Genomic DNA, 24,231 nt, shown 5'->3' on the forward strand with positions numbered 1-24,231 from the left:
ATCAGGCTCCCCGTGCACTCGTGCCGGCCAGTTCGTAGACCGTCTGCCCACGCAGTCGGAACGCCCGGCTCACATAGGTGAAGTTCTCGGAATGCCCGGCGAAGAGCAACCCGTCCGGCTTGAGCAAGGGCACGAAGCGCTCGAGAATGCGCGCCTGCGTGGCCTTGTCGAAATAGATCATCACGTTGCGGCAGAAGATGACGTCGAACGGGCCGCCGATCTGCCACGACGGCGCCAGCAGATTGAGCGGCGCGAACGTCACCAGTTGCTGCAACTCCGGGCGCACCTTGATCTTGCCCGCGTTTGCGCCCGTGCCTCGCAGGAAGTGGCGGCGCAACTGCTCTTGCGTGAGCTTGCCGGTCTGCTCGCCGTTGTAGACGGCAGCCGAGGCGCGCGCGAGTACCTGCGTGTCGACATCGGTGGCCAGCACGCTCGCGTTGGGGCGCGAGCCGAGCGTGTCGACGAGCGTCATCGCGATCGAATACGGCTCTTCTCCGGTCGACGCGGCGCAGCACCACACCGAGATCGGCTTGGCGCGCTGACGCACGAAGTCGGCAAGCAGCGGGAAGTGATGCGACTCGCGGAAGAACGACGTGAGGTTCGTCGTCAGCGCGTTGGTGAACGCCTCCCACTCGCTGTCGCCCGTGTCGGCCTCGAGCATGTCGAGGTATTCGGTGAAGCTGGTCATGCCGAGCGCGCGCAAACGCCGCGCGATACGGCTGTACACCATCTCGCGCTTGTGTTCGGCCAACGCGATCCCGGCACGCTGATAGATCAGGTTCCGGATGCGGCCGAAATCGGCCAGCGAGAAGGCGAAGTCGCGCTCGCCCGACAGGGCGGCACCGCTGGCGCGCGCGAAATCCGCGCTGCGCGAGCTGCCGTCACCGTCCGCGCCGCCGTTGCCGGCGGCACCACGGCGCGAGAGCTGCGAGGTATTGCGCGAATCAGTCATGGTTTCTCACTTTGCTACGGCGTCGGTTGCGCTACGTTGTGCTCACTGCGGCGTTCAGACTCATGCCGCGCGCGCCAACGGCTTCGGCGTCGCTTCCCGGCGCGTAGCACTCATCGCGTGCACGCTCGCCCCGCCTGCGCCGTTCGTCTGGAACACCGACACGGCTTCACGCAGGTCATGCGCCTGCGACTCCAGTGCGCCGGCCGCCGCCGCAGCCTCTTCCACGAGCGCCGCGTTCTGTTGCGTCACCTCGTCCATTTGCGCTACGGCGCGGTTGACTTGCTCGATGCCGCCCGACTGTTCGGCCGATGCCGCCGAGATCTCGCCCATGATGTCGGTCACGCGTTTGACCGCCTGCACGATCTCGCCCATGGTCTGGCGCTGCTGCGCCACGAGCGTCGTGCCGTCCTGAACACGACGCGCCGAGTCTTCGATCAGCGCCTTGATTTCCTTGGCGGCCGCCGCGCTGCGTTGCGCCAGCGTGCGCACTTCACCGGCCACGACGGCAAAGCCGCGGCCTTGCTCGCCCGCACGCGCGGCTTCCACCGCTGCGTTCAACGCGAGGATGTTGGTCTGGAACGCAATGCCGTCGATCACGCCGATGATGTCGACGATCTTGCTCGAGCTGGCCGAAATGCCGTCCATCGTTTCGCCAACCTGTCCGGAGACTTCACCACCACGCGTGGCGATCTCCGAGGCGTTCACGGCAAGCTGGCTGGCCTGACGCGCGTTATCTGCGTTCTGCTTGACCGTCGCCGTGAGCTGCTCCATGGAAGAAGCCGTCTCTTCAAGCGATGCCGCCTGCTGTTCGGTACGCGCCGACAGGTCGGTGTTGCCTGCGGCGATTTCATGCGCGGCGGTCGTGATCGACTCGGTGCCCTGACGAATCTGTCCGATGGTCTCGGCGAGCGTTTGCTGCATGCGCTGCATGGCGTAGACCAGACTGCTGGTGTCGCCCGGCGCCACGTTGACGTGACCGTGCAGATCGCCGCTGGCGATGCGTTGTGCGATCTCGGCCGCGTACTCCGGCTCGCCGCCGAGACTGCGTTGCACGTTGCGAATGATCGCAACCATCGCGGTCGTGACAATCGCACCGATGACGAGCAGTGCAATGCCGAAGCGCACCAACGTGCTGTAGAACGCTTCGTCGATGTCCTGCACGTACACGCCGCTCATCATGCCCCAATCCCAGGGCGCGAAATACTTCACGAACGAGAGCTTGGCCAGACGTTGATCGCTGCCGGCCACCCGGCCGTAATAGTCGACGAAGCCGGCCCCTTTGTCCTTGGCCACGCGAGCCATCTCGACATAGAGCAGCTTGCCGTTCGAGTCCTTGTAGGTGGAGACGTCCTTGTTCACCAGATCGGCGAGCGTCGGATGCATGAGGACGGTCGGCTTCGTGTCGAAGATGACCACATAGCCACTGTCGCCGTAGCGCATGCTTTTCAGGCGAGCCATCGCCTGCTGCTTTGCCTCATCGACGGTGATCTTGCCCGCCGTTGCCTGCGCCGCGTAATCGCGCACGATCCCGTCTGCGGTGGTGACGACGTTCTCGACCGCCGAGCGCCGCTCCGACATCATCGTGCCGCGTTCATGCCAGGCAGCCCAGCCGCCGAGAATCAAAAGCCCTAGCCACATCAGCGCGAGCGCGGACCAGAGTTTTGCTTTGAGACTCAACTGCATCATGATGTGACCCTCCACCTGCTGCACGTCGCGGCGTCATGCACGCGACGGCTTTTTGTCTTACCGATTGTTGCCACTTGCCGACACGCGTCTTCCGGGGTGCGGTTCGTCAATCCCCGGGGGACGCGTGCATCGTTCCAGTAGGTTTACCGTGCTGTCCTGACGCTCGCGTTACGTGCGATCAGAAGGTTTCCCAATCGCCGCTTGCGTCGTCCGTGCCGGTGCGGGCGCTGGCCGCCGGGGCGGCAGCCGCCGGTGCCGGCTTGCGCAGCGGTGCCGATGCGGTCTTTACCGCCGGTGCCGCAGCGGCAGCGGGTGCCGCCACCTTCTTCTTCACTGCCGGACGAGCCGCCGGCGGCAGCGCCGCCAGTGCCGGGCCGGCGTGACTGGCCACCGCCTGGCTGGCATCCAGACGGAATACCGAGACGACCGACTTCAGGCGGTTGGCCTGCTCTTCCAGCGAGCCGGCAGCGGCCGCCGCTTCTTCCACGAGCGCCGCGTTCTGTTGCGTCACTTCGTCCATCTGCGTGATCGCACGGTTGACCTGTTCGATGCCGCTCGACTGTTCGGCCGATGCCGCCGAGATCTCGCCCATGATGTCGGTCACGCGTTTGACCGCCTGCACGATCTCGCCCATGGTCTGACCTTGTTGGGCCACGAGCGCCGTGCCATCCTGCACGCGACGCGCCGACTCTTCGATCAGCGCCTTGATTTCCTTCGCCGCCGCAGCGGAGCGTTGCGCCAGCGTGCGCACTTCACCGGCCACGACGGCAAAGCCACGGCCTTGCTCACCCGCACGCGCCGCTTCCACCGCTGCGTTCAACGCGAGGATGTTGGTCTGGAACGCGATGCCATCGATCACGCTGATGATGTCGACGATCTTGTTCGAGCTGGCCGAGATGCCGTCCATCGTTTCGCCAACCTGTCCGGAGACTTCACCGCCGCGCGTGGCGATTTCCGAGGCGTTCACGGCAAGCTGGCTGGCCTGGCGCGCGTTGTCGGCATTCTGGCGCACGGTCGCCGTGAGTTCCTCCATCGACGACGCCGTCTCTTCCAGCGACGCAGCCTGCTGCTCGGTACGCGCCGACAGGTCGGTGTTGCCTGCGGCGATCTGCTGCGCCGCCGACGTGATCGACTCGGTGCCCGAGCGCACTTCCGCCACCGTGCGCACCAGGCTTTCCTGCATGTGCTTCACGCCCTTGAACAGGCGTCCGGTCTCGGTGTCGTTCCACACGTCGATGCGCTGCGTGAGGTCGCCGCCGGCAATCTTCTCGAAATGTTTGATGGCGTCGTCGATCGGGCCGACGATGGCGCGCGTGAGCGTGATCTGCGTCACGATGCCGACCAGCAGGCCCACGACCAGACCGATGCCGACCATCCACATCACCATCGTGTAACGGCTCTGGGCAGCGAGGTAGCGCTCTTCGGCGTTCTTGACCTGCAAATCGGCCAGCGCCGTCATCGCTTTCGTGTAATCGCCGAACAGGCGCGGCACGTCCATCACCGTCTTGGCGTGGAAGTCGGGAATGTCGCCGGATTCGATGGCCTTGAGGGCGGGCAGAATACCGTCGTTGACCACTTTGCCGCGCGCGGCGATCACCGCATCGGCGACGCTCTTTTCGCCGTCGCTCATCGGCAACGCCGCGTAGGCCGCCCAGGCGTCGTCGGCCTTTTTGAGGTTATTGCGAACGCTCTCGATGGCCGTCTTGATTTCGGTCGGATCGGCAATGAATTCGATGCGCGAAAGGGTCACGCGCGCACTCAGTGTCGAGATCGTTGTCTGCGCGAGCGAGCGCGCCGACGCCATGTCGTTCGAGTAAATCTCCTGCAACGATGCGTTGCTTTGTCGCAGCGAAATGAGACCCACAGCGGCGCCGACAACCAGCAGCACCATGAAGAGTCCTAGCGCCAGCGTCAGCCGAGCCCGGATGGTGACATTCTTAAACATAACGACCTCTACCCCGTGAAGACCGGCCCATGGCCGGCGTACCCATCTGAATCATCGAAACGTCAAAACTCTTCCCAGTCACCCGGATCGCTCGACTTCGCCGTCGACGTTGTCTGCGTCGATCCGCCTGCCGATCCTGCCGCCGGCGCCTTGCCCCGTCGTGCTGCCAGTTGCAGCACCTGGGCGTCTTCCTGTGTGCTCGCGATGGCGGGTGCCGCCGGTGCGGGCGATTGCGGACGGCGCGTGAGAGCACGCATTGCGCCCCCGCCAGCACTGGCGCGTGCCGGTGCCGCGCCGGCTGCCGACGCGGTAGCTGACACTGCCGGTGCCGCCCCGCCCGAGCGCCGCACGGTAGACGCCGTGCGTTGCATTGCGGCACTGGGCGCCCCGGCAACCCCTGCAACCTTGACGCTATCGCCGACGCGGAACACGGAAACGGCATCGCGCAGGCGATGCGCCTGGTCTTCGAGCGAGCCGGCGGCGGCCGCCGCTTCTTCCACGAGCGCCGCGTTCTGCTGCGTGACCTCGTCCATCTGCGTCACGGCACGGTTGACCTGTTCGATGCCGCTCGACTGTTCTGCCGACGCCGCCGAGATCTCGCCCATGATGTCGGTCACGCGTTTGACCGCCTGCACGATCTCGTCCATGGTCTGACCGGCCTGCGCCACGAGCGCCGAGCCGTTTTCCACACGCCCGACCGAGTCCTCGATCAGCACCTTGATTTCCTTCGCCGCTGCGGCACTGCGTTGCGCCAGCGTGCGCACTTCGCCCGCCACGACGGCAAAGCCACGGCCTTGCTCGCCCGCGCGGGCCGCTTCCACGGCGGCGTTCAGCGCGAGAATGTTGGTCTGGAACGCAATGCCTTCGATCACGCTGATGATGTCGACGATCTTGTGCGAGCTTGTCGAGATGCCGTCCATCGTGTCGACCACGTTGCCGACCACCTGACCGCCGCGCGCCGCAATTTCCGACGCGTTCACCGCCATCGCGCTCGCCTGCCGGGCGTTGTCCGCGTTCTGCTTGACCGTAGCCGTCAGTTGTTCCATCGACGAAGCGGTCTGCTCCAGCGACGCGGCCTGTTGCTCCGTGCGGGCCGACAGATCGGTGTTGCCTGCGGCGATTTCACGCGAGGCCACGTTGATCGATTCGATCCCTTCGCGCACGTCGGAGACGATCGACAGCAGGCTGTTCTTCATCACCGTGAGGCCGAACAGCAACTGTCCGATCTCGTCGCGCCCCGTGCTTTGCGCCGTGCCGGTCAGATCGCCCGCCGCGATCTGCTTGGACATCGACAGCGCAACGCGCAGCGGATGGTTGATCGCCCGGCGCAGAATGCTGCCAAGGACGAACAGCACAACAATGCCGCCGAGCACCGCCACGATCGTGGCGCCGCGCACGAGCGTGTGTTCCTTTTGTGCCTGCTGGTACAAATCGGTCGCCTGCGTGAGTTCGAGCCGCGTGAGCACATTCAGCTCGTCGCGCATCGGACCGTAGGCAGGCTTCACCTTCTCGAGATACGTCTGTTGTGCGCCTTCCGCCGAGCCGACCTTGAGCATCTCGACCGTCTGTTGCAAACCGTCGGTCGTGAAGCGCTGGCGAATCACGTTGAAGCGTTCCGCCTGCGCCTGCGTCGCCGGATCGACCGACTTCATGTACGCCGCCCACTGGCGATTGATCTCATCGAGGCTGCCCGCGATTTCATCGCCCGCGCGCTTCATTGCGTCGAGGTTCGGGCTGCCCACCGCTTCGGCCACGAGCAGCACATCGCGGTCGAGCTTCTGCCCGATCACGCCCAGCGTGCTGACCGGCACCATGCCGTTCTGATACACCCGCAACAGCTTCTGATTGCTGCTCGACACGCCCCACAAGCCCAGCCCGCCGACCACGGCCAGCAGGATCGCGCCGAGCACGATGATGCCGCTCAGCCGCGCGCGCAGCGTGTCGAGCCGGACCTTGCGCGCCAGCGCCGCGATGCCGCCACGCTCGACCTGACCGCCGCGAATGCGCAGATTGCCCGCCTGTCCGTTGCGAAAGCGTGCGTAGATGTCTTCCGCTTGCGTCACAGCCCCCGAAGCCGGACGCACGCGCACCGACGTGTAGCCCACCACCGCGCCGTTTTCCAGCGTCGGCGTCACCGTTGCCAGCACCCAGTAGTAGTCGCCGTTCTTGCGACGATTCTTGACCAGCCCGGTCCACGTATCGCCGCGCTGGATCGTCTCCCACAGATCGCCGAACGCCTCCGACGGCATGTCCGGATGGCGCACGATGTTGTGCGGCGCGCCCAGCAGTTCCTCACGCGAATAGCCACTCACCTCGACGAAGGCGGGATTGGCATACGTGATCCGCCCCTTGAGATCCGTCCGTGAGATCAGGTACTGATGCTCGCCGATGACGAATTCGTTCTGGGTGACGGGCTGGTTATCGCGCACGTGCTCGGTCTCCGTGGACTGTGGTGGATGGGTTATGGTCTGTGGGGTGAGGCTGCGGGTGTCTCGGCCCGCCGTTCACATCAGCGCTATCGGTCCTGTGTTTGGCGTCCCGTCTGCGCTCACTCAGCTCGCCAGACGCTCGATGAGCGCCATGTCGTCGCTGGTCATGAGCTTCTCGATATCCATCAGGATCAGCATGCGGCCCTCGACCGTGCCCAGACCCGTGATGTACTCGGTCGCCAGTTGTGCGCCGAACTCCGGTGCCGGCTTGATTTCGCCACGTGCGAGCGTGAGCACGTCGGACACGCCGTCGACCACCATGCCGACCACGCGACCTGCCACGTTCAGAATGATCACGACCGTCTGCGTGTCGTACTCGACGCGGCCCAGACGGAACTTGATGCGCATGTCCACGATCGGCACGATGATGCCGCGCAGGTTGATCACGCCCTTGATGAAGTCCGGCGCGTTGGCGATGCGGGTGACGGCGTCGTAACCGCGAATCTCCTGCACCTTCAGGATGTCGATACCGTATTCCTCTTCACCGAGCGTGAAGACCAGAAATTCCTGACCGTCGCCATCGGTCTGCATGGCGCCGCCCTGGCGCGACACGGCATGCTCTTGCGAAAGGTTGTCCATCTAACGCGTCTCCGACTTCAGTTGAAGATGGTGGCCGACGCCGAGCGCTGACCGCGCTGAAGCGCCGCCACATCGACGATCAAGGCCACACTGCCGTCACCCATGATGGTGGCGGCGGAAATACCGTGAATACGGCGGTAATTGGTTTCGAGGTTCTTCACCACGACTTGCTGCTGGCCCACCAACTCGTCCACCAGCAACGCAAAGCGGCGGCCTTCGGCCTGAAGGATCACGATGATGCCCTGCGTGGGGTCGAGACGCGCGTCCGGCACGTCGAACGCGCGGTACAGCTCCACGAGCGGCAGGTATTCGCCGCGCACCAGCACGACCTGACCTTCGCCGGTCACCGCGCGAATGTCGTCGCGACGCGGTTGCAGCGACTCCATCACGAAGTTCAGCGGCAGGATGAAGATCTCGGGGCCGACCTTGACGGACATGCCGTCGAGAATCGCGAGCGTGAGCGGCAGCACGATACGGATCGTGGTGCCCTTGCCGCGCGTGGACAGAATCTCCACGTGACCACCCATCTGCTGGATGTTTCGCTTGACGACGTCCATGCCCACGCCACGGCCCGACACGTCGGTCACCGCTTCTGCCGTGGAGAAACCCGGCGCGAAGATCAGTTGCCAGACTTCTTCGTCGGCCATCGAGTCGGACACATTCATGCCCTGCTGCTGCGCCTTGGCGAGAATCTTTTCGCGACGCAGGCCCGCGCCGTCGTCGCTTACCTCGATCACGATGTTGCCGCCCTGATGCGCGGCAGACAGCACCAGTTGGCCGACCGGGTCCTTGCCCGAGGCCAGACGCGCCTCCGAGGTTTCGATGCCGTGGTCCAGACTGTTGCGCACGAGGTGTGTGAGCGGATCGATGATGCGCTCGATCAGGCTCTTGTCGAGTTCGGTCGCCTGACCGAACGTAACGAGTTCGATTTGCTTGCCCAGCTTGCCGGCGAGATCGCGCACCAGACGCGGGAAGCGCGAGAACACGTAGTCCATCGGCATCATGCGGATGGACATCACGGCCTCTTGCAGGTCGCGCGCGTTGCGCTCGAGCTGGCCCATGCCGTTGAACAGGCGGTCGTGCAACATCGGATCGAGGCTGCTTGCCGTTTGCGCCAGCATGGCCTGCGTGATCACCAGTTCACCGACGAGATTGATGAGCTGATCGACCTTTTCCACGCCCACGCGAATCGAGCTGTTTTCGTGGCCTGCCGCGCCGCCGGCGGGCGCCGCCGCGGCACGCTTTTCCGGCGGATGATGGGCGCCATTGCCGCCCGCGCCGGCTTGCACCACCGGGGCAGCGGGCACAACGATCTGCTCGGCTACGCTCGGCGCCGCCACCGGTGCCGGTGCGGCCGGTACTTCGATCGGGGCCGATGCGGCCGGGGCCGGCGTAAAGATTTCGGCGGTCGGTGCCGGTGCCGGCGCGGCCGCGGGAGCTTCGACCGGGGCGGCGGCAGGTGCCGCTGCTGCTGCGGCCGACGCATCCTGCACATCGATTTGCGACGGCTCGATCACGAAGCAGCACACCGCGAGGATGTCGTCGGGGCCGCAGGTGGTGTCGAGCCACAGGTGCAGCGCATCGGGTGTCGATTGACGGCCGGCGACCTGACCGAGGTTGCCCAGTTCTTCGGCGAGCAGCGACTGGTCTTTTTCGCCGACGCCGGTGAGCGTGACTTTCAGGCGCGTCTGGCCCGGCGGCACAGGGCTCGCGGGCGCACCACTCGCATCAGTGGCGCCGGCATCGGCGCTCGCCACGGGGGCAGCCGGTGCTGCGGGCGCGGGGGCTGCCGCTGCGGGCGAAACCGGTGCGGCAGAGGCCGGCGCACCGCCTTCTTCCGCGGCCAGTTGCTGAAGGATCGCGCAGATACGCGTCATCGCCTCGACATCAGGTTCACTGGAGGCGCGGTAGGCATTCAACTGTTGATGCAACACGTCTTTGGTTTCCAGGAAGGTGTCGACCATCTCGGTGCGCAACTGCAATTCGCCGCGACGCGCGCGGTCCAGCAGGTTTTCCAGCAGGTGAGTGGTCTCGGTGAGCGCGGTGAAGCCGAACGTTGCGGCGCCGCCCTTGATCGAATGGGCCGCACGGAAGATCGCGTTGAGCTGCTCGTTGTCCGGCGCATTGATGTCGAGCGCGAGCAGGAGGTGCTCCATCTCAGCGAGCAACTCTTCCGCTTCATCGAAAAAGGTCTGGTAGAACTGGGTGATATCCACCGATTTCCTCGTCCTAACTTGGTTGTGCCATCGACGCCATCGTCATGCGCCTTCGCCGACGAGCGAGCCCACCACGTCGACCAATGCTTCGGGGTCGACCGGCTTGATCAGCCAGCCGCTGGCGCCCGCTTCGCGGGCTGCCGTCTTGTACGCGCCATCGACTTCCGTCGTGAGCACCAGAATGGGCGTCTGGGCAAACGCGTCGAGGTCGCGCAGTGCGCGAATGAGCGACAAACCATCCATGCCAGGCATGTGCTGGTCGGTCAGCACCAGATCGAAGCTCGCGTTCGACGCCAACGCCAGAGCTTCCTGCCCGTCGCGGGCGGTCGTCACGGCGTAGCCGGCTTCGTCGAGCGTTGCCGCCAGAATCTGACGCATCGACGCGGAATCGTCGACGGCGAGAATCGTGTTGCGAAGGGCTTGCATGCGTCTCCTCTTGTCGGTTAGCGCGCGGGGGCGCCCGGCGCCGCCGGCGGTGCCGGGGGCGTGGGCACTCCCGGCATGGCAGGCAAGGTGCCGTTGATGGCGGCATTCACCGCGTCGCTTCCTGCGCCGCGTGCGTTCGCGGCGTCGATTGTCGGTTGGTCGCCTTCGTGCTTGACCGACTGCTCTGCGCGGCGGTTGAGCACGATGATGCTGATGCGGCGATTGATCGGGTTGTACGCGTCGTCACGATCGAGCGGCACGGTCGACGCGAGGCCCACAACGCGCAACACCTTGTCGCCGTCGAGGCCTCCCGCAATCAGTTCGCGACGCGAAGCGTTCGCGCGATCGGCGGACAGTTCCCAGTTGCTATAGCTCTTGTCGCCCTGCGCATAGGCCGTGGCATCGGTGTGACCGGACAGGCTGATACGGTTGGGCACATCGTTGAGCGACTTGCCGATCTCGCGCAGGATGTCGCGCATATACGGCTGCACCTGCGCGCTCGCGTTGGCGAACATCGGCCGGTTCTGGTCGTCGACGATCTGGATGCGCAAGCCTTCGGTCGTCACGTCGATGAGCAACTGTTTGCGGAACTGCCTGAGCGTCGGGTTATTTTCGATGGCCTTCTCGATGCGCGCCTTGAGTTCGCGCAAACGCTGCGCATCGGCGCGCTCGGCCAGTTCGGTCGTGGTCGCCTGGCGCGACTTGACCTGGTCGCCGCGCGACTTCTGGCCATCGGTGCGTGTCGTGTCGGCGCCACCGCCGGGAATCACACCGCTGTTGTCTGCCGCGTTGCGTCCGCCCGTGAGCGCGACCTTCAGCGGCGTGCGGAAGTACTCGGCGATGCCCGTCAATTCCTTGCTGCTCACTGAGCTAAGCAGCCACATCAGCAGGAAGAACGCCATCATGGCCGTCATGAAGTCGGCGTAGGCAATCTTCCACGCGCCGCCGTGATGGCCGTGCGCACCGCGTGCGCGGCGCTTGACGATGATGGGCCGCTCTTCTTTCTCGCTCATTGCGCTCGCCCGTCAACGTGCCTTGACCTGTCGCACGTGCTCTTCAAGCTCGGCGAACGACGGACGTACTGTGGAATAAAGCACCTTGCGGCCGAACTCGACCGAGAGTGCCGGCGCATAGCCGTTCAGGCTGGCCAGCAGCGTGACCTTGATGCACTCGTAGAGCTTGACCGACTCGTTGATGCGGTGCTCGATGAGTTGGGCCAGCGGCGAAATGAAACCGTAAGCCAGCAAGATACCGAGGAACGTGCCCACCAGTGCCTGGGCAATCAGCGCACCCAGCACGGCAGGCGGCTGGTCGGCCGACGCCATGGTGTGCACCACCCCCATCACGGCGGCCACGATACCGAAGGCCGGCATGGCGTCGCCCGTCTTTTGCAGACAGTGCGCCGGGACTTCGCCTTCGTGACGGTAGGTTTCGATTTCGTGATCCATCAGGTTCTCGATCTCGAACGCGTTCATGTTGCCGCTGACCATCAGGCGCAGGTAGTCGGTGAGGAACTCCATGATGCGCGGCTCGCCGAGAATGCGCGGGTATTGCGAGAACACCGGGCTCGATGCCGGATCTTCCACGTCCCCTTCGATGGCGAGCATGCCGTCCTTGCGCGCCTTCGCGAGCAGCACGTACAGGAGCGCCATCAGCTCCATGTACAGCTCTTTGGTGTATTTCGAGCCCTTGAACAGCATCGGCAGCGCTTTCATCGTCGCCTTGATCGCCTTGCTGTTGTTGCCCACCACGAACGAGCCCACGCCCGCGCCACCGATGATCAGCAGCTCGGTCGGCTGAAACAGCGCGCCCAAGTGGCCTCCGCCGATGACGAAGCCGCCAAAGACCGATGCCAGAACGATGATGTAACCAATGACGACAAGCACTGCCGGATACCTCTCGCAAAAATACGTCTACGGAAAATTGTCCTTCCTGTTCAGAGGGCTTAACGGCAGACACGCAGGGAAACTGTAGGGGGCGCGACCTCGTGAAATAGGCTCGTTTAGGCGGCTAATGGGGAAATATCCGTGCCAGGCACAGGCGACGCCACGGCCGGCGCCAGATCGGCGGCGTGCGCGTGTTTCGCTTTCCGGGTCTTGCCGGCGCGCGACGGCGGTTGGCACAGCCCGCAAACGTACTGACCATGCGGCTCGTGCGCGTGCGTGACGAAATGGCCGCCGCATCGCGTGCACGGCGTCATTTGCAACATCTTGCTGTCGAAGAAGCGAACGAGCGTCCACGCACGCGTAAACCCGAGCACCGCTTCCCAGCCGTGCAACTCCACATGCTCCAGATACAACCGATACGCCTTGATGATGGCCTCGATGCCCTGGCATCCGCCGTACTGCACCAGATGACGGTAGATGTTGTGGAAAAGCGACGAGTGAATGTTCGGCAGCCACGTCACGAACCAATCGGTCGAGAACGGCAGCATGCCCTTGGGCGGGGACGCCCCTTTGAGCTCTTTGTAGAGTTTGATGAGCCGGTCGCGGCTCAGGCTCGTTTCCGCTTCCAACAATTGGAGGCGGGCGCCGAGTTCGATCAGTTCGATGGCCAGTTGAATCTCACGGGCCTCGAGGACGACGCTTTTGGTACGCATATACAGGCTTCCTGGCAAGTCACGCAAAGCGCCGCCCCTCGGGACGGCGCCGCGCGCGTCGCGTGTGTCGTGCGCTCAGCCGATCTGCTCGACGGGTTGCCCCGCCAGCAGAATCGATGCGTGCGACTGCTGCATACCCACGTCTTTGGCCCCATGCGTAAGGGTCGACAGAATCACGTGGTCGTCGAATCGAAATCGGCACAGCAACTGGTTCGACCCCGCAAACTTGACGAGTTGAGCCAGTGTGAGACTGCCGAGCACGTCGGCAAGCTGGTCGCTGATGCCCAGGCGAAACATCGCCGCCGCGCGATCCTCTCGGATCAGGCGTTGTGCCAGGACAAGGTAGGAGAGATTCAACTCACGAATCTCATTCAGTGTTTCGCTGTTTCGCATGCGGCCCCCCGGCGCAATGGATGAATCTGGCGGTACTACTGTCTATTCCCCCGCATTGTGGACAAGGGCGAAAGATAAAGAAATCGGAGAAAAACTACGTGGGATGGCGAGAAAAGCGGAAGTTTTTTGTAGGAGTTTTTCCTACATGAGGGGCGCGAGCGGCCCCAACGATGCGCTCGGGGAGAACGATCGGTGTCGAACGGGTGACAGCTTCATGAAAGTGTCACGAAGCTGCGCTTTACTACTTGACTGTATTTCGGCGGGGTTTTGCCGAACTTTAGCGATCCTTGCAAAAAATTTCAGGGGGACTTTGCAAAGGGGCGCTGGATCGTACTTTGCCAATCGAGCGGGCACAGGAACAGAGCAATTACAAACTGTTACAGATGTAGTGCCGCGCGCCGAATTTCAGGTTTGGAAGGAAAGTTCGGACATCGGTTCCCGCGAGATGACCGATGACGGCATCGTTTCGCCTTACCTCGTCTTACGTCCCTTTCCCGTGTTGCGGATTTGAGACGCCTGGTGACGCCGGGTGTTCCCGTTTGCGCACATTGACGCGGCGTTGAACAGAATCACACCGTCCCGGCCGCGGGAGGTGCCGCCGGCTTCGCCCGGCGAATCAGCACCGTGTGGAAACACCACGACAGCGCACCGCACACCGCCATGACGGCCGCCATTGGCACCGCCGAGTTGGCGTGCATCAACCCCACCGCCGCGCCAGCGCTCGCCGCGGCGAGAAATTGCAACGCACCGAGTAGCGCCGAGGCGGCGCCCGCACGCTGATGCTGGCGGTTCAGGGCTTCGGCCACGGCGTTCGGCTGGGAGAAGCCTAGACTCGTGACATAGGCGAAAAGCGGCACCATCAGCCCGATCAGGCCGCCCAGTTGCAGCGCCGCCACCGCCAGCATCAACAACCCGAGAATGGCGACCAGATTGTTGGTACGGCGCAATACGTCGGCCGGACGACGTTTGCGCAGCAAATGCGCATTGATCTGTGAGCCACCGATGATGCCGCAGGCATTCAGCCCGAAGAGCCAGCCGTAGTGCGCCGGATCGACGCCGTACAGATTGATGAATACGAAGGGCGAACCCGTGATGTAGGCGAACATGCCGGCTTGCGAGACGCCCCCCGCGAGCGCGTTCCCCATGAACTCGCGGTCGCGCAACAGCGCGCCGTAGTTATGCCAGGCGGTGGAGAGCCAGTTGCGGACCTGTCTGGCGGCCGCACGCGTCTCTGGCAACCAGTAGACGGACATCGCAAAGCAGGCCGCGCCGAAGACCGTCAGGCCCCAGAAGATCCAGCGCCAGCCCACGAACAACAACACTTGACCGCCGATGAGCGGGGCAAGGATCGGCGCGGCGCCCATGATGAGCGTCATGCGGGAGAGCACGCGGGCCACCGTGTTCGTGTCGAACAGGTCGCGCGCCATGGCACGCGCAATGACGAAGCACGCGCAGCCGCCCACGGCCTGAATGAAACGACAGACGATCAGCGTCTCGATGTTGGTCGCGAGCGCGCAACCTGCCGATGCGAGCGTGTAGAGGGCGAGACCGGCATACAACGGGCGCTTGCGTCCATAACGATCGGCCAGCGGGCCATGCAGCAACTGACCCAGCCCCAGTCCGATGAAGAACGCTGCCAGTGAGAACTGCGCTGCCGCGTCCGTGGTGTTCAGCTCGCGCGCAATGGCAGGTAGCGCGGGCAAATACATGTCGATCGACAGCGAGCCGATGGCCGACAGAATGCCGAGAACGAAAACGGTACGGAAGGTGTGGGCAGGCATGGTGAGGATCTAGGGTAATCCCGAATGATACGGCATTGCCCCCGGACCCGCTCAAAAAATAAGCAGCGGCTCGCCGCTTGCGCGAGCCCTGCCCCTATCGTTTATCGCTGCCCACGCGTTCGCTGCCCGGACGCTCAGGCCGTCTTCGCCTCGGACAACCCGAGCGTTTCGACCATCTTTTCGCGCATGATGAACTTTTGCACCTTGCCCGTGACCGTCATCGGCATCTCGTCGACGAAGCGGATGTAGCGCGGGATCTTGTAATGGGCGATCTGATCTTTGCAGAAGTCGCGGATGTCGTCTTCCGTCGCGCTCTGGCCTGGCTTCAGGACGATCCAGGCACAGACTTCCTCGCCGTACTTGGCGTCCGGCACGCCGAACACCTGCACGGCCTGTACCTTCGGGTGACGGAACAGAAATTCCTCGATCTCGCGCGGGTAGATATTCTCGCCGCCGCGAATGAGCATGTCCTTCACCCGGCCAACGATATTGCAGTAGCCGTCTTCGTCGATCGTGGCGAGGTCACCCGTGTGCATCCAGCCATCGCGGATCGCCTCACGGGTGCGGGGTTCGTCGTCCCAATAGCCCAGCATCACTGAATAGCCCTTCGTGCAAAGTTCGCCCTTCTCGCCCACCGGCACGATCTCGCCCGCCGCGTCGACGAGCTTCACTTCGAGGTGCGGCTGCACGCGCCCCACGGTCGTCACACGCTTCTCCAGCGGATCGGTCGTGGTGGTCTGGAACGACACCGGGCTCGTCTCCGTCATGCCGTAGGCGATCGTCACCTCGCTCATGTGCATTTCGCTGATCACGCGCTTCATCGTCTCGATAGGGCACGGCGAGCCCGCCATGATCCCCGTGCGCAAGGTGTCGAAGTGGTAGTTGCCGAAATCCGGATGGTCGAGTTGCGCGATGAACATCGTTGGCACGCCATGTAGCGCCGTGCAGCTTTCTTCCGAGACGGCGGCCATCGTGGCCTTCGGATCGAAGGCCTCGCCCGGGAACACCATCGTCGCGCCCGTCGAGACGCAGGCCAGCACCGCCAGCACCATGCCGAAGCAGTGATAGAACGGCACGGGAATGCACAGGCTGTCGTGCTCGGAGAAGCGCATCGCCATGGCGATGAAGCGGCCGTTGTTGACGATGTTGTGATGGGTCAGCGTGGCGCCCTTCGGGCTGCCCGTCGTGCCGCTCGTGAACTGGACGTTGATGGCATCGAAGCAATCGAGCGCACCGGAAATCTCGCGCAGTTTGACGAGATCGGCGTCGGCACCGAGCGTCACCACGTCGCTGTAGTTCATCATGCCCGGCGTGATGCCGGTGCCCATGCGGATGATCGTGCGCAGCGAAGGCAGCTTCTCCGCCTTCAGTTGACCAGGCGTACACGTGGCCAGCTCGGGCGCGAGCACATTGAGCATCTCGAGGTAGCGCGACGTCTTGAACGACTCCGCCGCGACCAGCGCCTTGCAGCCGACCTTGTTGATGGCGTATTCGAGTTCGGCGAGCCGGTACGCCGGATTGATGTTCACGAGAATCAGGCCAACTCGCGCGGTCGCGAACTGCGTGACCAGCCATTCGACACGGTTCGGCGACCAGATGCCCACGCGGTCGCCCTGCTTCAGCCCCAGCGAAATCAGTCCGGCGGCAAAGGTGTCTACATGCGCGATGAATTCGCGCCACGTCCAGTCCACGCCCTGCTCGCGAAACACCACCGCCTGTCGCTCGGGAAACTTCGCCGCCGTCTCGGCAAGCAGACCGAACACCGTCAACGTCGAAAGCGGTACGGTGGTATCACCCTTCACATACGACAGTCCATTACGAGGTACAACGCCCGCACCTTCCCGGCTTTCCATGCTTTTGTCTCCTGAAGCAATGCTGAAGTGGCGAAATGCTGTCGCGCGGCACTAACGAGTGAATGGCTCGCCTGTCGTTGTCGCGAACGATGGCGAGCGTCTCTTCATAACAATAGCGCGTCACGCTGGGTTGACGTTTACGTTAACGTAATTTGTATGGCGCAACGAGTGGGGATGGCCCTGAGTCGGCATGCTTCGGGCGTCTGCAATGAAGGGGGCTCGATTCAACAGACAAAACAAAAGCCCCACGCACTTGCATGCATGGGGCTTTCTGTCGTTACACGGCGACGGACGTCCTGAGGACGACGATCACTGCGCGACGACTGGCAGGGTCGGTTAGGCCGGCGAAAATGCCGTCGCAACCGACTTGCCGATTTACTTCGCCTTGCGGAACTTCTGGATCGCAGCGAGTTGAGCGATCGCTTCGGCCAGTTCGGCCTGGGCAGTCGCGTACTCGATGTTCGAATCCTTGTTCGTCAACGCTTCTTCGGCGCGGCGCTTGGCATCGGCAGCCTTCGCCTCGTCAAGATCCTTGCCGCGAATGGCGGTGTCGGCGAGCACGGTGACCGTGCCCGGTTGCACTTCGAGAATGCCGCCGGCCACGAAGACGAAGTCCTCGTTACCTGCTTCGTCCTCGATTCGCACCGCGCCCGGCTTGATACGCGTGATCAGCGGCGTGTGGCCGGGCAGAATGCCCAGCTCGCCGGCTTCGCCGGGCAGCGCCACAAAGCGTGCCTTACCCGAGAAGATCTGCTCTTCCGCGCTGACGACGTCTACGTGAATGGTTGCCATAATCGCTCCCGTTGAGTGTGATGAAGCGGCAGGCGCGCCAGTCCGGACGTTGCCGTCCTCGCTCCGCTACCCCGCCCCGCAACAGTCACCTGCCGGCGTGCGGTGGCGTCTCTTGCGAGACCCCGCCGTCGCCCGGCACTCAACCGTTTACTGCATCTTCTTGGCTTTTTCGAACGCTTCGTCGATCGTGCCAACCATGTAGAACGCCTGTTCCGGCAGGTGGTCACATTCGCCGTCGACGATCATCTTGAAGCCGCGGATCGTTTCCTTGAGCGGAACGTACTTGCCCGGCGAACCCGTGAACACTTCGGCCACGTGGAACGGCTGCGACAGGAAACGCTGGATCTTACGCGCACGGGCCACGGCGAGCTTGTCGTCCGGCGACAGTTCGTCCATACCCAGAATCGCGATAATGTCGCGCAGTTCCTTGTAACGCTGCAGCGTCGATTGCACGCGACGGGTCACCGTGTAGTGCTCTTCGCCAATCACGTTCGGGTCGATCTGACGCGAGGTCGAGTCGAGTGCATCCACGGCCGGGTAGATACCCAGCGACGCGATGTCACGCGAGAGCACGACGGTGGCGTCCAAGTGACCGAAGGTGGTTGCCGGCGACGGGTCGGTCAAGTCATCGGCAGGCACGTACACGGCTTGCACCGACGTGATCGAGCCAGTCTTGGTCGACGTAATACGCTCTTGCAGCTTGCCCATTTCTTCAGCCAGCGTCGGCTGATAGCCCACGGCCGACGGCATACGGCCGAGCAGTGCCGACACTTCGGTACCGGCCAGCGTGAAACGGTAGATGTTGTCCACGAAGAACAGCACGTCGCGACCTTCGTCACGGAAGTGCTCGGCCATCGTCAGACCGGTCAGCGCGACGCGCAGACGGTTGCCCGGCGGCTCGTTCATCTGGCCGTACACCAGCGCGACCTTGTCCAGAACGTTCGAGTCCTTCATTTCGTGGTAGAAGTCGTTCCCTTCACGGGTACGCTCGCCCACGCCGGCAAACACCGAATAACCGCCGTGTGCCTTGGCGATGTTATTGATGAGTTCCATCATGTTCACGGTCTTGCCCACACCGGCGCCACCGAACAGACCCACCTTGCCGCCCTTGGCGAACGGGCAGATCAAATCGATAACCTTGATACCGGTTTCGAGCAGTTCCGTCGACGGCGACAGCTCGTCGAATGCCGGAGCCTTCTGGTGAATCGAACGGGTGTGATCCTTGGCGATCGGACCGGCTTCGTCGATCGGACGGCCAAGCACGTCCATGATGCGACCCAGCGTTGCCGGACCCACCGGCACCGTGATCGGCAGACCGGTGTTTTGCACCGTCATACCGCGGCGCAGGCCTTCGGAGGAACCCAGACAGATGGTACGGACCACGCCGTCGCCCAGCTGCTGCTGGACTTCGAGCGTCAGTTCCGAACCTTCCATGGTGAGCGCGTCGTAGATCTTCGGCATGCTGTCGCGCGGGAATTCCACGTCGATAACGGCGCCGATGCACTGTACGATTTTGCCTTCAATCAAAGCAGTACTCATCGCTTTTCCTTTAGATACTCAAATTCATTTCGCCTTACGGCGCATCGGCCCGTGCCACCGCTTACACTGCGGCGGCGCCACCCACGATTTCGGACAGTTCCTTCGTAATCGCTGCTTGACGGCCCTTGTTGTAGACCATCTGCAATTCACCGATCACGGTCTTTGCATTGTCCGAAGCGGCCTTCATGGCCACCATGCGGGCGGACTGTTCCGACGCCATGTTCTCAGCGACTGCCTGATACACGACAGCTTCGACGTAACGCACCAGCAGGGCATCGACGACCGTCTTTGCATCCGGTTCGTAGATGTAGTCCCACGAATGCTGTGCCGGCACTGCGCTCGCGTCTTCCGACTCGCCCTCGAACTTCTCGGGCAGCGGCAGCAGTTGTTCGACCACAGCTTCCTGCTTCATCGTGTTGACGAAGCGGTTATAAGCCAGGTACACGGCGTCGAGCTTGCCTTCGGCATACGCGTCGAGCTGAACCTTCACCACACCGATCAGCTTGTCCAGGTGCGGCGTGTCGCCCAGTTGCACGGCATGCGAAACCACCTTGGCGCCGATACGGTTCAGGAAACCGAAACCCTTACCGCCGATGGCGGTGGCTTCGACCTTCAGACCTTGCGCTTCGATGGCCTTCAACTTGTTCACCACGGCACGCAGCACGTTGGTGTTCAAGCCGCCGCACAAGCCCTTGTCCGTCGTCACCACGATGACGCCGGCGGCTTTCGCGTCGGCATGCTTCACCATGAACGGGTGGTGGTATTCCGGATTCGCCTGGCCCATATGCGCGGCGATCTGGCGTACCTTGTCAGCGTACGGCCGGGCATGACGCATGCGTTCCTGCGCCTTGCGCATCTTCGACGCGGCCACCATTTCCATGGCCTTGGTGATCTTGCGCGTGTTTTGCACGCTCTTGATCTTGCCGCGAATTTCCTTCATTCCAGCCATTGCTTACTCCTTGTCTCGGCGCGACATTCGTTGTTGCCTGAACATCGCGCCTTCCCGGGTCCGTTGAATAGTTACCGATTCAACCGGATTAGTAAGCGCCGGTCTTCTTGAAGTCCTTGATCGCAGCGTGCAGGGCGGCTTCGTCGTCCTTCGAGAGATCTTTGGTCTCTTCGATACGGCCGATGAGCGCGCCGTGGCTGGTCTTCAGAACTTCGCGCAGACCCTTTTCGAACGGCAGCACCTGAGCGATTTCGAGGTCGTCCAGATAGCCGTTGTTGGCGGCGAACAGCGAAACAGCCAGCTCCCACACTTGCAGCGGCGCGAATTGCGGCTGCTTGAGCAGTTCCGTCACGCGGCGGCCGCGCTCGAGCTGCTTGCGGGTCGCTTCGTCCAGATCCGAGGCGAACTGCGCGAAGGCAGCCAGCTCACGATACTGTGCGAGGTCGGTACGAATACCGCCCGACAACTTCTTGATGACCTTCGTCTGTGCTGCACCACCCACACGCGACACCGAGATACCGGCGTTAATTGCCGGGCGGATGCCTGCGTTGAAGAGGTCGGTTTCCAGGAAGATCTGGCCGTCGGTAATCGAGATCACGTTCGTCGGAACGAACGCGGTCACGTCGCCGGCTTGCGTTTCAATGATCGGCAGTGCCGTCAGCGAACCGCTTTGACCCTTGACGGCGCCGTTGGTGAACTTCTCGACGTACTCTTCCGAGACGCGAGCGGCACGCTCGAGCAGACGCGAGTGGAGATAGAACACGTCACCCGGGTAAGCTTCACGGCCCGGCGGGCGGCGCAGCAGCAGCGAGATCTGACGATAGGCCCAGGCTTGCTTGGTCAAGTCGTCATAAATGATCAGCGCGTCTTCGCCACGATCGCGGAAGTATTCGCCCATCGTGCAACCGGAGTACGGTGCGATGAACTGCATGGCGGCCGAATCCGAAGCGGTGGCGGTCACGATGATGGTGTATTCCATCGCGCCGTGCTCTTCGAGCTTGCGCACCACGTTCATGATCGACGACGCCTTCTGGCCGATCGCGACGTAGACGCAGGTCACGCCCTTGCCCTTCTGCGAAATGATCGTGTCGACAGCCACAGCGGTCTTACCCGTCTGACGGTCACCAATGATCAGCTCGCGCTGGCCACGGCCGATCGGCACCATGGCGTCGATAGCCTTGGTACCGGTTTGCAGCGGCTGCGACACCGACTTACGCCAAATCACGCCCGGGGCGATCTTTTCGATAGCGTCGGTTTGCTTGGCGTTGATCGGACCCTTGCCGTCGATCGGCTGGCCCAGTGCGTCAACGACGCGGCCCTTCAGTTCCGGGCCGACCGGCACTTCCAGAATGCGGCCCGTGCACTTGACGGTGTCGCCTTCCGAGATGTGCTCGTACTCGCCCAGAATCACGGCGCCGACGGAGTCGCGCTCGAGGTTCAGTGCCAGACCGAACGTATTGCCCGGGAATTCCAGCATTTCGCCCTGCATCACGTCCGACAGGCCATGGATACGGCAGATACCGTCGGTCACCGAAATCACGGTGCCTTCATTACGGACTTCGGCGCCGCTCTCGAGACCTTGAATCCGGCTCTTGATCAGTTCGCTGATTTCAGAGGGATTGAGTTGCATATGTGCTCCTGATATTCAATTCTTGCCGTCGCAGGCTATCGCGCCGGGCTCAGGCCGTCAGCGACGTCCGCATAGCTGCCAGGCGGGCGCGCACCGAAGTGTCCAGCACCTCGTCGCCAACCACCACACGCACGCCACCGATGAGCGACGGATCTACCGTCACGCTCGGGTTGAGCTTGCGGCCGAACTTGTGCTCGAGGCCCTTGACCAACGAGGTCAGTTGCTCACCTTCGAGCGGGAAGGCGCTTTCGATCGTGGCATCCGCCGAACCGGCGGCAGTGTTCTTCAACACTTCGAACTGTTCGGCGATTTCCGGCATTGCGGCCAGACGGCCGTTCTCGACCACAGCGGCGACGAAGTTGCGCACTTCGGCGTCGGTCGATTTCACGGCTGCGCTCAGCACGTCGACGACTTGCGCCGGCGTGACTTTCGGATCGTCGGCCAGATTGGCCACTTCGGGCAGCGCCGCCACTTGCGCCAGTTCGCGCACCAGCTCCGACCAGCGATTCAGGTCGCCGGACTTGGCCACGCGGAACAACGCCTCGGCATACGGACGAGCGATGGTTGCGAGTTCGGCCATGATCAGAGCTCTGCCTTGAGTTGGTTCAGCAGGTCGGCGTGTGCCTTGGCGTCAACTTCACGCTTCAGGATCTGCTCGGCGCCCTTGACAGCCAGACCGGCAACTTCTTCGCGCAGCGTTTCACGGACCTTGACGGCCTGATTCTCGGCTTCGGCTTTGGCGTTGGCGATGATACGGGCGGCTTCGGCTTGCGCCTGGGCCTTGATCTCGTCGGCCACGGCCAGTGCGCGCTTCTCGGCGTCGGCAATACGCTTCGCGCCTTCGTCGCGGGCTTCCGCGAGGGCTTGCGTGGAGCGCTTGTTGGCGGCGTCGAGTTCAGCCTTGCCCTTATCGGCAGCAGCCAGACCGTCAGCGATTTTCTTCGCGCGTTCGTCGATAGCCTTGATCAGCGGCGGCCACACGAACTTCATCGTGAACCATGCCAGGATCAGAAACACGACGGTTTGCGCGAACAGAGTTGCGTTTATGTTCACGGTGTTTCCTTTCGGTGATGCGAGTCGATTGGCAAAACAGCGCGCCCCATTGTGCCTGCTGGCTTGGGCGCGCCGTTCATGTCCAGTTGGCCGCGCGGATCAATGCGCGACCGGCCGAAAGAAACTTAAGCGAGCTTCGACAGCAGCGGGTTCGCGAACGCGAACAGCATGGCAACGCCCACGCCGATCAGGAATGCAGCGTCGATCAGGCCGGCCAGCAGGAACATCTTCGTTTGCAGCGGGTTCATCAGCTCGGGCTGACGGGCGCACGCTTCGATGTACTTACCGCCCATCAGCGCGATACCCAGACAGGCGCCGATAGCACCCAGACCGATGATGATGCCGATACCGATGGCGGTCAGACCCTGGATGTTGGCGATGAAAGCTTGCATGATTACTCCTTTTGGTTAGAGACTTGAAACTTTAAATTTGAAAAACTGAAAAACCGGGAAACCCTTAACTACCCGCAGCGACCGATCAGTGATGGTCGTGCGCCTGACCGATATACACCAGCGTGAGCATCATCATGATGAACGCCTGGAGCAACACGATCAGGATGTGGAAAATCGCCCATGCGGTGCCGGCAATGACGTGACCGACAAAACCCAGCACCGACGCATCTGCGCCAAAGCTCCAGATACCGCCCAGCAGAGCGATCAGCAGGAACACCAGTTCGCCGGCGTACATATTGCCGAACAGTCGCATACCGAGCGACACGGTCTTGGCACAGAATTCGATGAGGTTGAGCAGCAGGTTCGGAATCCACAGCAGGAAGTGGTTGCCGAACGGTGCGGTGAACAGCTCGTGCATGAAGCCGCCCGCGCCCTTGATCTTGAAGCTGTAGTACAGCATCAGGATGAGCACGCCGACAGCGATACCGAGCGTGCCGTTAAGATCGGCCGTCGGCACAATACGATGGTGCGTGATGATCGAACCCAGACCGACCCAACCGATCACCTTCGACGGCAGATCGACGGGCAGCAAGTCCAGCGAGTTCATGAGCGCGACCCAGACAAACACGGTCAACGCGAGGGGAGCGATGAAGGCACGATTGCCGTGCACGATGCTCTTCGACTGGTCTTCCACCATCTCGACGAGCATTTCGACCGCAGCCTGGAAACGACCCGGTACACCCGACGTCGCTTTGCGGGCGGCCATCCACAGCACGAAGCAGCCAAGAACGCCCATCGCGATCGACCAGAACATGGTGTCCCAGTTGATGATCGAAAAATCAACAATGCTAGTCTGCGTCGAGCTCGCGAGATTTTGCAGGTGGTGCGAAATGTACTCCGACGGGTTCGGAGCGTGGCCGGCTTCTACTGACATAGCGATCAAACACCCAATTATGA

Annotated in this window: 21 protein-coding genes; all 21 read right to left on the minus strand. The window is 62.9% G+C overall.

Annotation, left to right across the window (positions count from 1 at the left end; all coding sequences use genetic code 11):
* Window position 1: 1 nt before the first annotated feature.
* Window positions 2-952 carry a CheR family methyltransferase gene (locus PI93_RS24240; protein ID WP_144400378.1) on the minus strand — a complete coding sequence of 317 codons (951 nt, stop codon included), beginning with the start codon at window positions 950-952 and terminating at the stop codon, window positions 2-4.
* A 60-nt stretch (window positions 953-1,012) separates the two neighbouring features.
* Window positions 1,013-2,638: a methyl-accepting chemotaxis protein gene (locus PI93_RS24245; protein ID WP_080759033.1), complete on the minus strand. Its 1,626-nt coding sequence runs from the start codon at window positions 2,636-2,638 to the stop codon at window positions 1,013-1,015.
* 178 nt (window positions 2,639-2,816) lie between these two features.
* Entirely contained in the window at window positions 2,817-4,583 is a 1,767-nt protein-coding gene (locus PI93_RS24250) for a methyl-accepting chemotaxis protein (protein ID WP_039366399.1), read from the minus strand.
* Window positions 4,584-4,645: 62 nt separating this feature from the next.
* Window positions 4,646-7,012: a methyl-accepting chemotaxis protein gene (locus PI93_RS25030; RefSeq protein WP_052240411.1), complete on the minus strand. Its 2,367-nt coding sequence runs from the start codon at window positions 7,010-7,012 to the stop codon at window positions 4,646-4,648.
* Window positions 7,013-7,135: 123 nt separating this feature from the next.
* Window positions 7,136-7,651: a chemotaxis protein CheW gene (locus tag PI93_RS24260; protein WP_010807747.1), complete on the minus strand. Its 516-nt coding sequence runs from the start codon at window positions 7,649-7,651 to the stop codon at window positions 7,136-7,138.
* 17 nt (window positions 7,652-7,668) lie between these two features.
* Window positions 7,669-9,867, minus strand: coding sequence for a chemotaxis protein CheA (gene cheA, locus PI93_RS24265; protein WP_039366396.1), 2,199 nt, complete (start codon window positions 9,865-9,867; stop codon window positions 7,669-7,671).
* Window positions 9,868-9,909: 42 nt separating this feature from the next.
* Window positions 9,910-10,293 (minus strand): response regulator, encoded by a 384-nt coding sequence (locus PI93_RS24270; RefSeq protein WP_039366393.1) that lies wholly within the window; start codon window positions 10,291-10,293, stop codon window positions 9,910-9,912.
* A gap of 17 nt (window positions 10,294-10,310) precedes the next feature.
* Complete coding sequence (gene motB, locus PI93_RS24275; RefSeq protein WP_039366390.1) at window positions 10,311-11,306, minus strand: flagellar motor protein MotB; 996 nt, start codon at window positions 11,304-11,306, stop codon at window positions 10,311-10,313.
* A 12-nt stretch (window positions 11,307-11,318) separates the two neighbouring features.
* On the minus strand, window positions 11,319-12,179 hold the full coding sequence (gene motA / locus PI93_RS24280; RefSeq protein WP_023598342.1) for a flagellar motor stator protein MotA: 861 nt from the start codon (window positions 12,177-12,179) through the stop codon (window positions 11,319-11,321).
* Window positions 12,180-12,295: 116 nt separating this feature from the next.
* On the minus strand, window positions 12,296-12,892 hold the full coding sequence (gene flhC / locus PI93_RS24285; protein WP_039366384.1) for a flagellar transcriptional regulator FlhC: 597 nt from the start codon (window positions 12,890-12,892) through the stop codon (window positions 12,296-12,298).
* A gap of 75 nt (window positions 12,893-12,967) precedes the next feature.
* Window positions 12,968-13,285, minus strand: a complete 318-nt coding sequence (gene flhD / locus PI93_RS24290) for a flagellar transcriptional regulator FlhD (protein ID WP_010807753.1) — start codon at window positions 13,283-13,285, stop codon at window positions 12,968-12,970.
* Window positions 13,286-13,854: 569 nt separating this feature from the next.
* Entirely contained in the window at window positions 13,855-15,066 is a 1,212-nt protein-coding gene (locus PI93_RS24295) for a Bcr/CflA family multidrug efflux MFS transporter (RefSeq protein ID WP_039366381.1), read from the minus strand.
* A 134-nt stretch (window positions 15,067-15,200) separates the two neighbouring features.
* Entirely contained in the window at window positions 15,201-16,919 is a 1,719-nt protein-coding gene (locus tag PI93_RS24300; RefSeq protein ID WP_039366377.1) for an AMP-binding protein, read from the minus strand.
* Between the two features lie 375 nt (window positions 16,920-17,294).
* Window positions 17,295-17,711 (minus strand): F0F1 ATP synthase subunit epsilon, encoded by a 417-nt coding sequence (locus tag PI93_RS24305; RefSeq protein ID WP_039366374.1) that lies wholly within the window; start codon window positions 17,709-17,711, stop codon window positions 17,295-17,297.
* Window positions 17,712-17,858: 147 nt separating this feature from the next.
* Window positions 17,859-19,250 carry a F0F1 ATP synthase subunit beta gene (gene atpD / locus PI93_RS24310; RefSeq protein WP_039366371.1) on the minus strand — a complete coding sequence of 464 codons (1,392 nt, stop codon included), beginning with the start codon at window positions 19,248-19,250 and terminating at the stop codon, window positions 17,859-17,861.
* 61 nt (window positions 19,251-19,311) lie between these two features.
* Window positions 19,312-20,199: a F0F1 ATP synthase subunit gamma gene (gene atpG / locus PI93_RS24315; protein WP_039366368.1), complete on the minus strand. Its 888-nt coding sequence runs from the start codon at window positions 20,197-20,199 to the stop codon at window positions 19,312-19,314.
* 88 nt (window positions 20,200-20,287) lie between these two features.
* The gene (gene atpA, locus PI93_RS24320; RefSeq protein ID WP_039366365.1) at window positions 20,288-21,829 is read right to left on the minus strand and encodes a F0F1 ATP synthase subunit alpha; all 1,542 of its coding nucleotides are present in this window, start codon (window positions 21,827-21,829) and stop codon (window positions 20,288-20,290) included.
* A 49-nt stretch (window positions 21,830-21,878) separates the two neighbouring features.
* Entirely contained in the window at window positions 21,879-22,409 is a 531-nt protein-coding gene (locus PI93_RS24325) for a F0F1 ATP synthase subunit delta (protein ID WP_039366362.1), read from the minus strand.
* Window positions 22,410-22,411: 2 nt separating this feature from the next.
* On the minus strand, window positions 22,412-22,882 hold the full coding sequence (locus tag PI93_RS24330; protein WP_039366358.1) for a F0F1 ATP synthase subunit B: 471 nt from the start codon (window positions 22,880-22,882) through the stop codon (window positions 22,412-22,414).
* Between the two features lie 125 nt (window positions 22,883-23,007).
* Window positions 23,008-23,274 (minus strand): F0F1 ATP synthase subunit C, encoded by a 267-nt coding sequence (gene atpE, locus PI93_RS24335; RefSeq protein WP_010807762.1) that lies wholly within the window; start codon window positions 23,272-23,274, stop codon window positions 23,008-23,010.
* Window positions 23,275-23,359: 85 nt separating this feature from the next.
* Window positions 23,360-24,208 carry a F0F1 ATP synthase subunit A gene (gene atpB, locus PI93_RS24340; protein WP_039366342.1) on the minus strand — a complete coding sequence of 283 codons (849 nt, stop codon included), beginning with the start codon at window positions 24,206-24,208 and terminating at the stop codon, window positions 23,360-23,362.
* Between the last annotated feature and the right edge of the window lie 23 nt (window positions 24,209-24,231).

Origin of the sequence: Pandoraea fibrosis (assembly GCF_000807775.2) — a bacterium.
Classification (GTDB): domain Bacteria; phylum Pseudomonadota; class Gammaproteobacteria; order Burkholderiales; family Burkholderiaceae; genus Pandoraea; species Pandoraea fibrosis.

Excerpts from the sequence above, each read along its gene's own strand:
- PI93_RS24240 (WP_144400378.1), bottom strand. The coding sequence starts at position 952 with ATGACTGATTCGCGCAATACCTCGCAGCTCTCGCGCCGTGGTGCCGCC.
- PI93_RS24245 (WP_080759033.1), bottom strand. The coding sequence starts at position 2,638 with ATGATGCAGTTGAGTCTCAAAGCAAAACTCTGGTCCGCGCTCGCGCTG.
- PI93_RS24250 (WP_039366399.1), bottom strand. The coding sequence starts at position 4,583 with ATGTTTAAGAATGTCACCATCCGGGCTCGGCTGACGCTGGCGCTAGGA.
- PI93_RS24260 (WP_010807747.1), bottom strand. The coding sequence starts at position 7,651 with ATGGACAACCTTTCGCAAGAGCATGCCGTGTCGCGCCAGGGCGGCGCC.
- PI93_RS24270 (WP_039366393.1), bottom strand. The coding sequence starts at position 10,293 with ATGCAAGCCCTTCGCAACACGATTCTCGCCGTCGACGATTCCGCGTCG.
- motB (WP_039366390.1), bottom strand. The coding sequence starts at position 11,306 with ATGAGCGAGAAAGAAGAGCGGCCCATCATCGTCAAGCGCCGCGCACGC.
- flhC (WP_039366384.1), bottom strand. The coding sequence starts at position 12,892 with ATGCGTACCAAAAGCGTCGTCCTCGAGGCCCGTGAGATTCAACTGGCC.
- flhD (WP_010807753.1), bottom strand. The coding sequence starts at position 13,285 with ATGCGAAACAGCGAAACACTGAATGAGATTCGTGAGTTGAATCTCTCC.
- PI93_RS24295 (WP_039366381.1), bottom strand. The coding sequence starts at position 15,066 with ATGCCTGCCCACACCTTCCGTACCGTTTTCGTTCTCGGCATTCTGTCG.
- PI93_RS24300 (WP_039366377.1), bottom strand. The coding sequence starts at position 16,919 with ATGGAAAGCCGGGAAGGTGCGGGCGTTGTACCTCGTAATGGACTGTCG.
- PI93_RS24305 (WP_039366374.1), bottom strand. The coding sequence starts at position 17,711 with ATGGCAACCATTCACGTAGACGTCGTCAGCGCGGAAGAGCAGATCTTC.
- atpD (WP_039366371.1), bottom strand. The coding sequence starts at position 19,250 with ATGAGTACTGCTTTGATTGAAGGCAAAATCGTACAGTGCATCGGCGCC.
- atpG (WP_039366368.1), bottom strand. The coding sequence starts at position 20,199 with ATGGCTGGAATGAAGGAAATTCGCGGCAAGATCAAGAGCGTGCAAAAC.
- atpA (WP_039366365.1), bottom strand. The coding sequence starts at position 21,829 with ATGCAACTCAATCCCTCTGAAATCAGCGAACTGATCAAGAGCCGGATT.
- PI93_RS24325 (WP_039366362.1), bottom strand. The coding sequence starts at position 22,409 with ATGGCCGAACTCGCAACCATCGCTCGTCCGTATGCCGAGGCGTTGTTC.
- atpE (WP_010807762.1), bottom strand. The coding sequence starts at position 23,274 with ATGCAAGCTTTCATCGCCAACATCCAGGGTCTGACCGCCATCGGTATC.
- atpB (WP_039366342.1), bottom strand. The coding sequence starts at position 24,208 with ATGTCAGTAGAAGCCGGCCACGCTCCGAACCCGTCGGAGTACATTTCG.